We start from the raw sequence: 14,167 nt of genomic DNA on the forward strand, positions 1-14,167 counted from the left end.
AGAAAGTGCTGAAATTTCATATTCTATAGTGGCCATGTTTCGTCCAGCTATTTAGGAGGAACAATAGTGCTATAATGCATGAAAGGTTGAGTAGAGATGAAACGCTTTTTAAAACTCTTGGCAGCATTTGGTTTGATTGAAGGATTCCTTTATCTAAATCAGCAGTGGCTCCAATTATCAACGTATAGGATTCGAGTTAACAAGCTTCCAAGTGAATTGGAAGGATTGCGGATTGTTCAAATATCAGATTTGCATCATGCCCGATTTGGAAAGAATCAAAGACATCTAATCGATCATGTGAATGGTCAAAATCCTGATATAATTTTTATCACTGGTGATTTGGTGGACCGATTCTTTTTCAATGAAGTGAGAGGTCTTAACACAGTAAAGTCCTTATTAGACATTGCACCTGTTTATTTCATAACAGGCAATCACGAAGAGTTAATTGAAGGTTGGTTTGACCTTCGCGATCATCTCAAAAAAATGGGCGTTCATATCTTAGCTAATCATTATGAATTGTTCCACCATAACGGCAAGTATCTTCAAATCGCCGGAATAGAAGACCCAGCAGGCGGGAAAGATCTAGAAGTAATGTTAGATAATGCGCTTGCTGGGATTGACTATTCTTTACCTATTCTTTTGCTTGCACATCGTCCAGAACACCATAAACTTTATGCAGAGCATGGAGTTGATGTAACATTCAATGGCCATGCACATGGCGGCATTATCCGCATTCCGTTTATCGGTGGTTTGATTGATCATAGCTATCGATTATTCCCTTCGAGGGTTGAAGGTGTCCATAAAACAGACAATATGATTCAAGTAATCTCTCGTGGATTAGGAAATAGCGGGTCAATGTTTCGCCTGTTTAATCGACCCGAAATTGTTGTAATAGAGCTTTTAAGCTAGTAAAGATTTTCTGTTAAAGAAAATCTTTTTTTATTTGTTCTAAAATCACTTACCTTCTATTACAGTGTAATGAGGAGGGACTGCACTTTGCTAGTTGATGGCGTTTTCTCGGGTGGAGGAATTAAAGGCTTTGCATTTGTGGGTGCTCTTCAAATGCTTGAAGAGAATGATATATACTTCCATCGTGTAGCAGGTACCAGTGCAGGCGCTATTGTGGCCTGTTTTTTGGCAGCCGGATATACAGCAAATGAGATTGAAACCATGCTTGATGAATTAGATGTAAGTACTTTTCTGGATCAAAGAAAAATGATGTTTAATCTACCTTTCATGAAATGGATTAATCTCTATTTTCGAATGGGGATTTACAAAGGGTTAGAGCTTGAAAGATGGTTTTATGAAAAGTTGTCAGAAAAAAGCATTTATACGTTTAGTGATCTTCCAGAAGGTTCGCTACGCTTGATAGCATCCGACTTAACGAATGGAAAAATGATTGTGTTCCCAGATGATTTGAATACTTATAATATAGAACCTGGATCTTTTTTAGTCTCGAGAGCTTTAAGAATGAGTTGTGGTGTTCCGTTTTTCTTTGAGCCTGTCAAACTATATGTTGGGCAAGGCGAATCTATTGTTGTAGATGGTGGTGTGCTCAGCAATTTTCCAATCTGGCTGTTTGATGAGGAGGTCAATAAGGAGCGACCTGTTATTGGCATTAAGCTAAGTAATTCACGAAAGGATATGGAGCCACATAAAATTCGAAATGGATTACAGCTATTTGAGGCGCTTTTTGCGACGATGAAGGATGCGCATGATGAGCGCTATATTTCCCGTGTACATGAAAAAAATATTATTTTTTTACCAGTTGAGAAATTTAGCGCTACACAATTTTCTTTAGATGGAGAAACGAAAGAAATATTAATTGACATTGGTAAGAAACGCACATTCGATTTCTTGAAAAGCTGGAGTGGCATGTATTCTTATCAACATTAACAGCATTTTAATAAATAAAATATAAAAAAATGAGAGATTGGGAAATCCAGTCTCTCTTTTTTTATGAAAACGAGACAATTGTATGAGTTGTCACAAACTTTTCTCACATAAAAGCTATATTTTAAGCACTACTTTCGTTATAATAAAATTTGGAAATTATCCAATTGATTATGATTATTGGCTGTTTAATAGAAAAGAGGAAAATTCAACTATGAAGTTTACAAGAAAATTAACCTTTCAACTAGGTTCTATCATTGCTGGTATATTGATTGTGATGATGGTGATTTCTTCAATCGCTACATATAAAACTGCTTACGATAAACTATATGAAGCGGCAGGCATAGAGGCGTATGGCTGCGCTAATATTACAACTGGTTTAATAAAACCAGAAGACGTGAATCAAGCATTATCCGGGAATCAAGAAGCAAAGGACCGGATCAGTGAACAGCTTAATTGGACAACAGCACATAAGGATATTTTTGAATCACAGTATATCCTTGATTTAGAAGGAAACATTCTAGCATTAGATCAAAATTTAACGGACAAGGGTTTTCATACGGGAGATTCCTTTCACATTGACAAAAGTGCAATGAGTACCCTACTTAGTATGAAACATTCCACATATACAGAGCCGTATACATATGGAGGGCTGAAACGTTTATCTGGTTATGCCCCTATCTATAAGGATAATGATCCAACGCAAGAAATTATTGCTGTTAGTGTAATAGATTTTGATGCAAATATTGTTAGTACGAGAACATGGGGTGTGGTGAGTAAAGGAATTCTAGTAAGTATAATTCCTATGCTTTTAGCCGCAATCGTAACATTCTTCTTAATTCGCCGTAAGACGAAGCCGATTTCCCAATTAATCTCACAGGCAAAAGAAATTGCTTCAGGTAATCTTTCTGTTGCCAATAACCAGATTAAAAGTAATGATGAAATTGGCGATCTTGCTCAAACACTAAATCAAGTGAGCGATAATTTGGAACAGATGATTGCCACGATGCATACTACATCACATCAGTTGAGTGAAAATGCGCAAGAGACTGCAAGTTCGTTAACTGAAATGAATAATGCCGTACAAATTGTTGCGCATAATATAGAGGACGTCTCGATAGCTGTAACTGATGGGATGCACCATACAGAAAACGCTTCGACTGTATTAATATCGCTTGCAGAAGAGTCGATAGAAATGAAGCAAAGAGCTGATCAAACTGTAGAAAAATCAAATCAAACAATGGCAGTGGCCAAGCAAGGTGAGCAACGTGCCATTGAAATCAGCCGTGATATGGAGAGAATCAGGGGCGGTTCCCAAGAAGTAAGCCAGACAATATCTGATTTAGTCGAATCTGCTTCACAAATCCAAACTATTACGACAAGCATTTCGGGTATTGCTTCCCAGACAAATTTGCTGGCGCTAAATGCATCGATTGAAGCTGCACGAGCAGGTGAGCATGGAAAAGGTTTTGCGGTAGTAGCAGAAGAAGTGCGTAAGCTTGCCGAACAATCAGATGGCGAAGCATCACAAGTCGAAAAGCTCGTACAAGATATTATGAAAAAAATTCAACATGTCCTAGAATCAGTAGAAGACAATACCAAGCAGATAGAACAAGGTGCTGAAACGGTTAGTCAAACTGTCACAGCATTAAGCGAAATAGCAGTATCAGTTGCTGAAACTGTAAAGGAAACAACGGTAATATCTAATTTAATGGCAAAGGAAACGGATCAGGCACAGCATGTAGCAGAGATGATCCAGGAACTTGCAACTTCCATTCGCGGTATTGAAAACACGATGAACAGTATCTCTGCGGCTGCAGAAGAAACGACTGCTGGGATTGATGAAGTATCCACTCGTTCAGGTACCACCAATGAGATGGCATGCCAACTTGAAAACCATGTAATGCAATTTCAATTGAAAGAATAAAGAAATCCCCCATTGAGATAAATGGGGGATTTCTTTCATAACTATAGCATCCAACAATTACTTTTTCTTTTTTCCGAATTGTACAGCGACAGCAGGAGCTTTCTTTTTCACCTCAAAATGAACATTAACGTTCACCGACTTTTCGTTATTGTATATAATCTCTAATACTTTGCCTTTTCGTCCTTTAATGCGCAAATCATCTCCAACTTTTGGCAGTTGCCTTAAAAGTTGGCTTAAGACTATGTTTTTTCCTTCTAAAAAATGAACTGTATACATTCATGCACTCCTTTTTGCTAAATTCTCTTTTTATTTTATGTAAGACTTAAGAGAGAATAGAACGAAAGAGGTATAACTTATCCATTCAAAAACAAACTACTGGTGAACACACTTGAATGGAGGATAACTATGGCAAAACAGGATAATTCAAATCACAGAAGATCAAATAGCAGCGCGCGAATTAACAGTATGATTGAAAATACAAAGAAGAATATTCAAGAAGCAGAAATTAGTATGGAATTTGCAGGGAAAGAAGAGTTAGAACATCTTCAAGAAAAAAATGAGCGCAGACGAACAGAGATTTACCGGAAAGAAGAAGAAAAAAGAGAAAAAGCGGCTGAAAAAGCTTGGCGCGATAGCTTTGATTAAATAGGAAAACAAGACAAGCAGCAAATGATTGCTGCTTGTCTTTACATATAAAATATTTGATTTTGATTTCAAAAGGTGAAAAACTCTGTATAATAAAAAAGTGTAATTTTAGCATATATAAATAGATTATTATGACAAGTAAACAATTTTTTATCAGAAGGGATTTAATATATGAATATGATGGGACATTACAATAGTGCCCTTTTAGCGTTATCTGTAGGTATAGCAATAATTTCTTCATACACTGCCTTAAATATTATTATTAGGCTTATGTCGTTAAAAGGAGGGCTTAAGCAGCTATGGTGGTGGGTAGGAGCTGCTACTTTTGGTGCAGGCATCTGGTCAATGCACTTTATTGCAATGCTTGCGCTTAAATTGCCTATGCCAGTTTCCTATAGTGTATTTTGGGTATCTTTATCTTTTATATTAGCAATCCTGGCAAGTGCAGTTGCTTTTCTAATTGTTAGCCGAGGACTTAAAAGAAAGATTTATATACTAATAGGTTCATTATTTATCACAACCGGTATTGTATCGATGCACTATATAGGTATGAAGGCGATGAATATGGGGATGGATATTTCATATGACCCTATTCTTTATCTATTGTCATGGTTGATAGCATTTGCAGCTTCAGTCGTATCCTTATATTTATTTTTTTATTTCCAATCTAAAACAGTTGGGATGCAATTGCAAAAGTGGATGAGCTCGGTAGTCATGGCGGGTGCAATCGGAGGCATGCATTTCACAGGAATGGCAGCAATGAAAATGAAACCAAACCATGAGATGCTCCATTTTAAGAGAACAGCTATTGATAGTGGTGTTTTAGCTTATACAGTAGCCGGCGGCATGCTGTTCATCTTTGCTTGTATTATCGGAGGTTTTTATTTAGATCGTCGTTTTCAACAAACGTCTACTGAATTGGAGTTCAAAGATAGCATATATCAGTCGATAATTCTTACGGCAAGTGATGCTATTGTTTTATGTAATTCAAGGGGTATGATTATTTCCTTTAATAAAGCAGCAGAAATCATTTTTGGTTATAAAGAAGAGGAAGTCCTTGGGAAGCAGCTTGAAATTATTATTCCCATGGAATATCGCGAAGCACATCGTAAAGGAATGGATCGTTATCTTAGAACAAAAGAGCCACATGTAATTGGTCGAATGGTAGAATTAAAAGGATTACGAAAAAATAATGAGGAATTTCCTTTAGAATTGTCTCTTTCTGCATTAAAAAAAGGGGATGAAACATATTTCAGCGGCATTCTGCGCGATATCTCAGAAAGAAAAAGAACAGAAGAAAAGATAACGGAATTAGTTTATCGCGATCCGCTAACAAATTTACCGAATCGTAGGCTATTAAATACGCATTTAACGATGTGTATTGAACAAGCTGCAATAAGCGGTCAAATGCTAGCAGTATTGTTTATCGATTTAGATCGCTTTAAATATATCAATGATACATTAGGTCATGATGTAGGTGATGCATTTCTGATTGAAGTAGCTAAACGTATGGAAACATGTATACAAAAAAAAGATATGCTTGCACGTCAAGGGGGCGATGAATATATTATCGTTATGTCGCATACTACACATCAACAAGTCGTAAGTTTGGCAAAAGAGATTTTGGAAAAACTCAACCGTCCATTTTTACTTGGCGAGCATGAATTGTTTATTACTGGATCGATTGGTATAAGTATGTATCCCTCAGATGGAATGGAGCATGAGATTCTTATTAAAAATGCAGATACAGCTATGTATCGAGCAAAAGAGCTAGGGAAAAACAATTATCAATTCTTCACAGCTGAGATGAATAATATGATGGCGAAGAAAATGAATTTAGAAATAGGTCTGCGAAAAGCTATAGAAAATCATGAATTTGAGTTATATTATCAACCACAAATTGGTGTGGATACAGGCAAGGTGACAGGAGTGGAGGCCCTAATCAGATGGAATCATCCAGAAATTGGCCTGGTTCCGCCAAACGATTTTATCCCACTCGCTGAAGAAACAGGTCTAATTATTCCGATGGGCTATTGGATTCTACGAGTTGCCTCACAGCAAGCCAAAAAATGGATAGACCAAGGCTTTGATGATTTAAGAATGAGCGTGAATATTTCCTCAAGGCAATTTCAACAACCTGATTTCGTTGAAACTGTCCAGACAATACTATCAGAGACAGGATTGCCAGCAAAAAATCTTGAATTAGAGCTTACTGAATCGATTGTTCAAAATCCAAAATCTGCGCTCCCTGTGATGGAACAGCTAAAAGCAATGGGTGTTAAACTTTCTTTAGATGATTTTGGGACAGGCTATTCTTCTTTGAGTTATTTACGCTCATTCCCGCTTGATACGTTAAAGATTGATAAGTCTTTTATTCGATATATAAATGAAGAAATAAAAGACGAGGCGATTGTAAAGACTATCATAAATATGGCCCATAGCCTCAAATTAAATGTGATAGCTGAAGGCGTGGAGACAGAAGAACAACTCTCTTTATTAAGCGACAATGACTGCCATGAATTCCAAGGTTACCTATTTAGCCGACCTGTGAAAGCAGATGAGTTACAAGATATTTTAGAAAATCATAAAGCGCATAAAACCGATTGATCTTTTCAATCGGTTTTTATATTTGTTCTATTATTCACCTAGATGATTATCCTAGTCATAGATTCATTTGACTTTATGTATACATTTGTATACACTAAAAATGTTGATAGATAAAAATTTCTAAATGAATAAGATGCAAAAATCATACAGAAGAATTGGGGCGGAAAAATGTTTGTACAAATACGAAGATGGATTCTAACTGAAGGACATGCTAATAATATTATTGATCGTTTTTCAAAAAAACCGGGTGAAGGACCTTCATTAATTGAGCAACGCGAAGGGTTTATTAGTAGAGAATTGTTATTGAAAAATACCCGGCGTGGCGAAGAAGAAGTTGTGATGATTATTCGTTGGGATTCAGAAGAGGCATGGAAAGCTTGGGAGAAAAGTCCAGAGCATATTGCTGGCCATAAGAAGCAAATTAAAGAACATGGCGGCAAGCCCCCAAAACCTGAGTATGTTATTAGCATGGAAAATAGTAACTATACAGTTGTTGAATAACAAGAACGAAAGGAAGATACTCGAATGAGTGTCTTTTTTTATATGATTTTTCAATAAGGAGTTAATATTGAATAACAAATTTTTAGAAGGATAATTTTTAAATTAGTTAGAGATTATCAATGTCCAAAGCACGTTTATTGACTTCTTAATGGACAAGAGTATACTTTTATTTTAACGTATGGTAAAAATATTGCATTAAAAAACAATATGAATGAAATATTGAATAATTGAATGGAGGATGAATATGAATCAACAAATGCAAAAACAAATTACTTTAAAACAACGTCCTGTTGGGATGCCGAAAATGGATGACTTTGATTTTATTGATACGCCAATCGGGACAACTTCAGCTGGGGAGGTATTAATCCGTACAGCTTATATTTCGGTTGATCCATATTTACGCGGTAGAATGCAGGATACCAAATCATATATAGCTCCGTTTGAGTTAAATAAGGTAATCACTTCTGGTGTTATTGGCCAAGTAGTGGATTCTAAGTCGGAAAGTTTTTCGAAAGGTGACGTAGTACTAGGTAATCTTGGATGGCAGGAATATTCTGTTGTTAATGAGAAAGAAATAAAAAAAATTGATAAAAATTTAGCACCAGTCACAGCTAATCTAAGTATTATAGGCATGACTGGATTAACAGCATACTTTGGTCTACTTGATATTGCGAAACCCAAATCTGGGGAGACTGTTGTAGTATCTGGAGCTGCAGGCGCAGTTGGTTCGACTGTTGGACAAATTGCAAAAATAAAAGGAACACGTGTCGTAGGAATTGCTGGAACAGATGAAAAATGCAACTATTTATTGAATGAACTAGGATTTGATGCAGCGATTAATTATAAGAAAGAAGACGTACCAACAGCTTTGGCTAAAGCATGTCCTGATGGAATTGACATCTACTTTGATAATGTGGGTGGCACCATTTCAGATGCTGTATTCCCGCTTCTTAATAAATTTGCACGAATTCCTGTTTGTGGAGCAATATCATCCTATAATGATGTAGAAGTGGATATGGGGCCTCGCGTTCAAACAGCACTTATCAAAACAAGTGCCCTTATGAAAGGTTTTACACTAGGTGATTACTCCGACCGAATTGGAGAAGGGTATAGTGCACTTGCAACATGGTTAAATGAAGGAAAGCTCAAATACGAAGAGACAATCGTAGAAGGGTTTGACCATGTTATTGACGCGTTTCTTGACCTATTTAAAGGAGCAAATTTAGGTAAGCAATTGGTTAAAGTTTCGGAAATAGACTGATAATAAGTGGTTCTCGTAAGCAAAAAGCATTCCATCGATGGGAATGCTTTTTGCTTACAAATAATAGAGTGTGTGAATCTTTCTCTAGAGTTAATATCTCTGTTAAAGTTAATACTATTTAATGTAGCCGAAAAATGGAACGGACACTTAGTTAAAAATATGTACTCTTCCTACATATTTTACTTTACCAAGATCATATTTAATATTTACAATCATTACATAATCTCCAGTTGCTTTTGGATAATTATATGTTCTTATTTGGTCATCTATTTCGGGATTCAAATTTGCTCTTCTTTTAACATATAACTTTTTGTTTTTATAGAAAGATACATTTATTTTTTCTACTTCAGCTGAATAGCTTTTAAATTTTTTATTCGCAGGTGTTAGCCCCAGACTTTCTTCTACTCCTGCTTGTAAGTTGTTTTGCTCTTGTTTCTCAGCAAATTTGAAAATATCATCAACTTTCATATTTTCAGATGAATCTTGAGACCAATCCACTTGTGCAATACCTAAAACAATTTCTCCAGAAGCACTAGCTAAGTTTACACTTGGGGGGGAAGTGTCTGAATTTGATGTAGATGAACAGGCGGTTAGAATGATACAAAATAAGAGTAGTATGCTTAATTTAAGTTTATCTTTCAATTTGATCACCTCTATCTATTAACAGATACAAAATATTTTCTTATGAGTAAGTATCCTTATAAAAAATTTCTTACATGAGTTTAACATTAAAATGGTAAAAAATCATATATATGTGTTAAAAATGCGCTGAACAAATGTATGGTTTAAATACAAATAATAAATGATAGGGGTGTGTCATTTATGAGAGATAGAGGATCAGTTGTTATATTAGAAAATAAGAAAGTTTTACTCATTCAAAGAATTAGAGATAATTCTATTTACTATGTTTTCCCTGGTGGAGGAATCGAGAATGGTGAAACACCAAAAGACGGAGCTAAAAGAGAAGCCTTCGAAGAATTAGGGGTAATTGTAAACGTTAATGAGTGCATTTTAGAAGTCGAATATGATGGTACTCAATATTTTTTTCTATCTGAAATCATTTCTGGCACTTTAGGAACTGGCCAAGGAGAAGAATACACTAACATAAATAGAGATAGAGGAATGTACTTGCCTGTGTGGATGGATATAGAAAGATTATCGTCTATTGATGTAAGACCTCAGGAATGTGCTTTAAAGGTTCAGTCTTTACATATCAATACATCTAAATAATACAAGGGAACTCCTAGTGGTTAAGAGGTTTCCTTATTAAGAGAAACGAAGGAGGTTATTTTTATGAATTATGGAGATGATTTATTCAAAGGAACAGCCTGGTATTATTCTAGGTTTAGGCCTTTCTATCCGTCTTATTTATTTAGATTTTTAGTCAATAAGTTTTCTCTAGATGGTCAAGGTAATATGTTGGATTTAGGGTGTGGAACTGGGGAAATAGCTTCTAGACTTTATGATTGGTTTGAATCAATAATTGGTATCGATATGGAATATGAAATGCTAAATGAAGCAAAGGAATTTAAGGAACAAGCTCGAATCCCAAACATTGAATATTTTAATGGTGATCTACATCATTTTATTTCTGAAATGAGTGTTTCAAATATTAAATTAGTAACAATGGCAAAATCATTTCACTGGATGAATAGGGAGGAGGTGTTAGAAAAATTATATAATCTTATTATCCCAGGAGGAGGAGTAGCAATCATTGATAACTATATTCCTAATAAAGAATTCACTCTATGGGAAAATAAGGTGAAAGAGGTGATAAGTAAATGGTATGGAGATAAAAGAAAAGCTGGAAATACAATTTACGCTCATCCAGATAAAAGTCATGCAAGTATAATAGAAAACTCTAAATTCAAGTTAGAAATACATAATCTACCTTCTTACAAATATCGTTGGACAGTAGATTCAATTTTAGGGAATATATATTCAACCTCATATGGCGCTAAAAGATTTTTAGGGGACAATATTTCTGGCTTCGAAAATGAACTCAGAAATGAATTATTAAAAATAAATAATTTAGGATTATTTGAAGAAGATATTAATATCTCTGTTAAATTGGCCTTAAAGGTTTAGGGCGAATTATTACAAATAATTAGGAATACAAAGAGAAGAACTGTTTTTTTACCTCTTGTTCCATAGCAAAATAGTATGAAGAGTTTATTTCTGTAAATTAATTACATATATTTACTCTTCATATATATTTCACCTTATCCTAGATCTTATTTAATATTTACAACCATTACATAATCTCCAGTTGCTTTTGGATAATTATATGTTCTTATTTGGTCATCTATTTCGGGATTAAAATTTGCATGAAGAATATTCTTCTGACTTTGTTCAGTCTTAGGTCTAATATTATTTGAAAATATAGAATGTTATATTTTATTTATCGAAAGGAGGAAGAATATTTGAATATCAATCAAGTAATACTTAAGACGAAGCGACTAGAAGAAATGAAAAAATTTTATAGGGATATTCTAGAATTACCTATAGAAATCGTTACAAATGGTAGCTTTAAAATAAAATTTGGTCTTACAATAGTTGAGTTTACCAATTTTCATGAGGCAGAAGAACCTTTTTACCATTTTGCATTTGATATCCCTAAAAATCAATTTCAAGCTGCTAAGGAATGGGTTAAACAAAAAGTAACGCTTTTAAAAGAAGAAGATCAAGATGAAGTATATTTCGCAAGTATAAAAGCAAATTCTTTATATTTTGAAGATCCATCGGGGAACATTGTAGAATTTATTGCAAGATTAGATAATCCATCGAGCAATGTTCCTTTTACTGCAGCAAATATTATAAAAATGTCTGAAATAAGCTTAGTTGTTAAAGATAAAGTGCAGGCTGCAAAACAATTAAGAGGACTTTCCATTGTTGAAAGGGATGGAGAAGAAGTAACGAATGATAATACATTATCTTTTATGACAAAAGGAGATTTGCCAGTCTATTTATTATTAGTAAATCCGAAAAGAAGATGGTTTTTCTCTAATAAAGTAGCTACTGTGTTTCCTTTAGATATAATGTTAGATTCTAAAATTAATATTGGGGTCAATGATTACAATAAGTTTTATATTGAATAATCATAGTAAGCGGTACTGTTTTATAATATTTGAACCATCTTTATAGACAATAAGACTTTTACCATCAGAAGTAGTTTCTAATATATTGTATACCTTAGTTCCAGTTTATGAAGGGAAAAACCAAATCTTTGCTAATTCTATAGATGATCAAAGTAGGATACAAATTACAAATGAAAGAAGGGGAAATTATAAATACTATTTATCAAATAAAGCCTATTCAATGAAAGGATACTAGCGATTGAAAATTCCCTATAAAGATATTCTAAGTGAAAAAAACTTTACTTTTTTGTTATTTGGAAGACTCTTCAAATGAAGTTCTTTAACATTGTTTAGTCTGGAACTCATCTGGTTAACAATAAAGCTGACTAATAGTTCACCATTCTATTTGTCTTTGATAATTATGGCGCAAACGTTACCATTTATTGTTTTTGGTATTTATGGTGGAGTAAAGGCGGATAAATGGAATAAGAAGAAAATAACAGTAATATCTGATTCTCTTATTGCGATATTAATTCTTGCTATTCCAATACTATTCTTTTGGGAATTTTTAAATTATTTTATTTTAATATGTACAGCCGGCCTAATTAGCACTTTTAATTGCTTTTCAGAACCAAGTTTTCGTGCTTTGTTACCTGAACTAGTTACAGATAATAAATTACAGAGAAGCAACGCTCTATTAGATTCTATTCAACGTGGTGCTAGTATTCTAATCCCAGCTTCAGTAGGAATAGTTGTTAAATTTACTGATCAAATACACATTTTCACTCTAGCATTCATTTTAATGAGTATTTCGACTGTATTTCATTTGCTAATTAACTATCAGGTTCCTCAGTTTAATACTAGTCAAAGTGAAGAAGGAACAGTAAGTGAAATTAAATCGACTTTAGCTTATTTAAAGTCAAATAGAAGTATTCTTATTATTATACTTGTTCAATTTATAAGCATACTGATAAATACAGGGTTGTGGCGTGTGGGATTACCTATTTATTTGGATAAAAATTTAGAGAAAGATATTTCAACCTTCGGAATTATTACAGGTATACTTGGTGCAGCAGCATTTGCTACTTCTATTATGCTTGGTACATTGAAAAAACTTAATCCATTAATAATTTTTAATATAGGTATTATCCTATGGGGAAGTGGTTTGTTAGTAATTGGTTTATCACCATCTATTTTTATGATCTATCTAGCAACGATTCTTATTGGAATAGGTCAGGCAAGTGAAGGGCTTGGAAGAATTGTATTAATCCAACAACAAGTACCAAATAATATTCTAGGTAAAGTGTTTAGTATATCATCATCTATTAATTATACAAGTGACACAGTATCGTTGGGTATTATGAGTAGTATCCTAGCAATTCTTTCTACAACTAGTGTATTTTGGGCTGGTGGAGGGATTATACTAACAATTGGTTTGATAGGTTTTAGTTCATTGAGAAAAGAAAATAACTACTGAAAAAGGAAAATCTACGTTAAGGGATTGAATAGTTTGATAAGGCTTACTGATAATGATATAGATAATCTTACTAATCATTGACTATTTAAATACAGTTCACTTTTTAATAGGATGTAGAATTCAGCCTGTACTCTCACTTTAAACTAGCAGGGTGAAAAGGGCACAGGCGTTATTAAACTCTATATATTGATGAGTAATACATAAAGGAGCTCCTGTTCCCATCTTGAAAAATTCAAACGTACCATGAGAAGTGTTAATTATATGTTGAGTCCATATAATAACACCTCTAGTTATAAATATAAATAGATTGTAACATTGATAAATAAACTGGAAATTAATTTTCATATATCTCATTAAAGAAATCAGTAGATAGTATTGAATTGAAGACAAATATGCACCGAATAATGATAGGATTATTAGGGTAGACTTTATGTAAGGGAGGCAAAGCCTCTCTATTTTTTATATGAAAGAAGTGATGAATAAAAATGCCAAATGAGAAAAAAGCTAATAGACTGATAAATGAGACTTCTCCTTACTTACTACAGCATGCATACAATCCTGTTAACTGGTATCCATGGGGAGAAGAGGCTTTTACCGTAGCTAAAGAGGAAGATAAGCCTGTCCTTGTTAGCATTGGCTACTCGACTTGTCATTGGTAGCATGTTCGCTAGACTAACCACCAATTAATTTGAAAATACGCAGATATCTTTGTCTGATATTGGCCAAAAATCCGTTAGTAATTATAGATAAATTACTTAATGACGAAGATTTGTGTATTT

Annotated in this window: 13 protein-coding genes and 1 pseudogene; 12 read left to right on the forward strand and 2 right to left on the reverse strand. The window is 34.1% G+C overall.

Annotation, left to right across the window (positions count from 1 at the left end):
• The first annotated feature begins 96 nt into the window (after positions 1-96).
• The 3 genes from M2M59_RS07270 (at position 97) to M2M59_RS07280 (ending at position 3,820) form a co-directional block, all read left to right on the forward strand.
• Complete coding sequence (locus M2M59_RS07270) at positions 97-909, forward strand: metallophosphoesterase (protein ID WP_249775870.1); 813 nt, start codon at positions 97-99, stop codon at positions 907-909.
• Between the two features lie 87 nt (positions 910-996).
• On the forward strand, positions 997-1,896 hold the full coding sequence (locus tag M2M59_RS07275; protein WP_249775871.1) for a patatin-like phospholipase family protein: 900 nt from the start codon (positions 997-999) through the stop codon (positions 1,894-1,896).
• A 211-nt stretch (positions 1,897-2,107) separates the two neighbouring features.
• Entirely contained in the window at positions 2,108-3,820 is a 1,713-nt protein-coding gene (locus M2M59_RS07280) for a methyl-accepting chemotaxis protein (protein WP_147193573.1), read from the forward strand.
• 57 nt (positions 3,821-3,877) lie between these two features.
• Here M2M59_RS07280 and M2M59_RS07285 read toward each other — a convergent pair whose 3' ends face one another.
• Complete coding sequence (locus M2M59_RS07285; protein WP_249775872.1) at positions 3,878-4,096, reverse strand: hypothetical protein; 219 nt, start codon at positions 4,094-4,096, stop codon at positions 3,878-3,880.
• 129 nt (positions 4,097-4,225) lie between these two features.
• On the opposite strand from M2M59_RS07285, the gene M2M59_RS07290 reads away from it, so the two are divergent.
• From M2M59_RS07290 to M2M59_RS07305, 4 genes are all read left to right on the forward strand, one after another.
• Positions 4,226-4,465 (forward strand): hypothetical protein, encoded by a 240-nt coding sequence (locus M2M59_RS07290; RefSeq protein ID WP_147193571.1) that lies wholly within the window; start codon positions 4,226-4,228, stop codon positions 4,463-4,465.
• A gap of 171 nt (positions 4,466-4,636) precedes the next feature.
• Positions 4,637-7,072, forward strand: coding sequence for a bifunctional diguanylate cyclase/phosphodiesterase (locus tag M2M59_RS07295; protein ID WP_249775873.1), 2,436 nt, complete (start codon positions 4,637-4,639; stop codon positions 7,070-7,072).
• 168 nt (positions 7,073-7,240) lie between these two features.
• The gene (locus M2M59_RS07300; RefSeq protein WP_150284257.1) at positions 7,241-7,573 is read left to right on the forward strand and encodes an antibiotic biosynthesis monooxygenase family protein; all 333 of its coding nucleotides are present in this window, start codon (positions 7,241-7,243) and stop codon (positions 7,571-7,573) included.
• Positions 7,574-7,817: 244 nt separating this feature from the next.
• Positions 7,818-8,834: an NADP-dependent oxidoreductase gene (locus M2M59_RS07305; RefSeq protein WP_249775874.1), complete on the forward strand. Its 1,017-nt coding sequence runs from the start codon at positions 7,818-7,820 to the stop codon at positions 8,832-8,834.
• Between the two features lie 147 nt (positions 8,835-8,981).
• On the opposite strand, the gene M2M59_RS07310 is transcribed toward M2M59_RS07305, so the two are convergent.
• Entirely contained in the window at positions 8,982-9,476 is a 495-nt protein-coding gene (locus M2M59_RS07310; protein ID WP_249775875.1) for a hypothetical protein, read from the reverse strand.
• Positions 9,477-9,656: 180 nt separating this feature from the next.
• Here M2M59_RS07310 and M2M59_RS07315 point away from each other — a divergent pair, with 180 nt between their 5' ends.
• The 5 genes and pseudogenes from M2M59_RS07315 to M2M59_RS07340 form a co-directional block, all read left to right on the forward strand.
• Positions 9,657-10,064: an NUDIX hydrolase gene (locus tag M2M59_RS07315; protein ID WP_249775876.1), complete on the forward strand. Its 408-nt coding sequence runs from the start codon at positions 9,657-9,659 to the stop codon at positions 10,062-10,064.
• 63 nt (positions 10,065-10,127) lie between these two features.
• A complete protein-coding gene (locus M2M59_RS07320; protein WP_249775877.1) occupies positions 10,128-10,922 on the forward strand; it encodes a class I SAM-dependent methyltransferase in 795 nt (264 codons plus the stop codon).
• A gap of 335 nt (positions 10,923-11,257) precedes the next feature.
• On the forward strand, positions 11,258-11,932 hold the full coding sequence (locus M2M59_RS07325; protein ID WP_249775878.1) for a VOC family protein: 675 nt from the start codon (positions 11,258-11,260) through the stop codon (positions 11,930-11,932).
• Positions 11,933-12,257: 325 nt separating this feature from the next.
• Entirely contained in the window at positions 12,258-13,388 is a 1,131-nt protein-coding gene (locus M2M59_RS07330) for an MFS transporter (RefSeq protein ID WP_249775879.1), read from the forward strand.
• 485 nt (positions 13,389-13,873) lie between these two features.
• Positions 13,874-14,044, forward strand: a pseudogene (locus M2M59_RS07340) (DUF255 domain-containing protein); the annotation flags it as partial.
• Positions 14,045-14,167: the final 123 nt, after the last annotated feature.

The organism is Rummeliibacillus sp. G93 (assembly GCF_023515935.1).
Classification (GTDB): Bacteria; Bacillota; Bacilli; order Bacillales_A; family Planococcaceae; genus Rummeliibacillus; species Rummeliibacillus stabekisii.

What these genes read in the sequence shown, in the direction of transcription:
- M2M59_RS07290 (WP_147193571.1), top strand. Translation starts at nt 4,226, where the DNA reads ATGGCAAAACAGGATAATTCAAATCACAGAAGATCAAATAGCAGCGCG.
- M2M59_RS07300 (WP_150284257.1), top strand. Translation starts at nt 7,241, where the DNA reads ATGTTTGTACAAATACGAAGATGGATTCTAACTGAAGGACATGCTAAT.
- M2M59_RS07270 (WP_249775870.1), top strand. Translation starts at nt 97, where the DNA reads ATGAAACGCTTTTTAAAACTCTTGGCAGCATTTGGTTTGATTGAAGGA.
- M2M59_RS07320 (WP_249775877.1), top strand. Translation starts at nt 10,128, where the DNA reads ATGAATTATGGAGATGATTTATTCAAAGGAACAGCCTGGTATTATTCT.
- M2M59_RS07315 (WP_249775876.1), top strand. Translation starts at nt 9,657, where the DNA reads ATGAGAGATAGAGGATCAGTTGTTATATTAGAAAATAAGAAAGTTTTA.
- M2M59_RS07280 (WP_147193573.1), top strand. Translation starts at nt 2,108, where the DNA reads ATGAAGTTTACAAGAAAATTAACCTTTCAACTAGGTTCTATCATTGCT.
- M2M59_RS07305 (WP_249775874.1), top strand. Translation starts at nt 7,818, where the DNA reads ATGAATCAACAAATGCAAAAACAAATTACTTTAAAACAACGTCCTGTT.
- M2M59_RS07295 (WP_249775873.1), top strand. Translation starts at nt 4,637, where the DNA reads ATGAATATGATGGGACATTACAATAGTGCCCTTTTAGCGTTATCTGTA.
- M2M59_RS07285 (WP_249775872.1), bottom strand. Translation starts at nt 4,096, where the DNA reads ATGTATACAGTTCATTTTTTAGAAGGAAAAAACATAGTCTTAAGCCAA.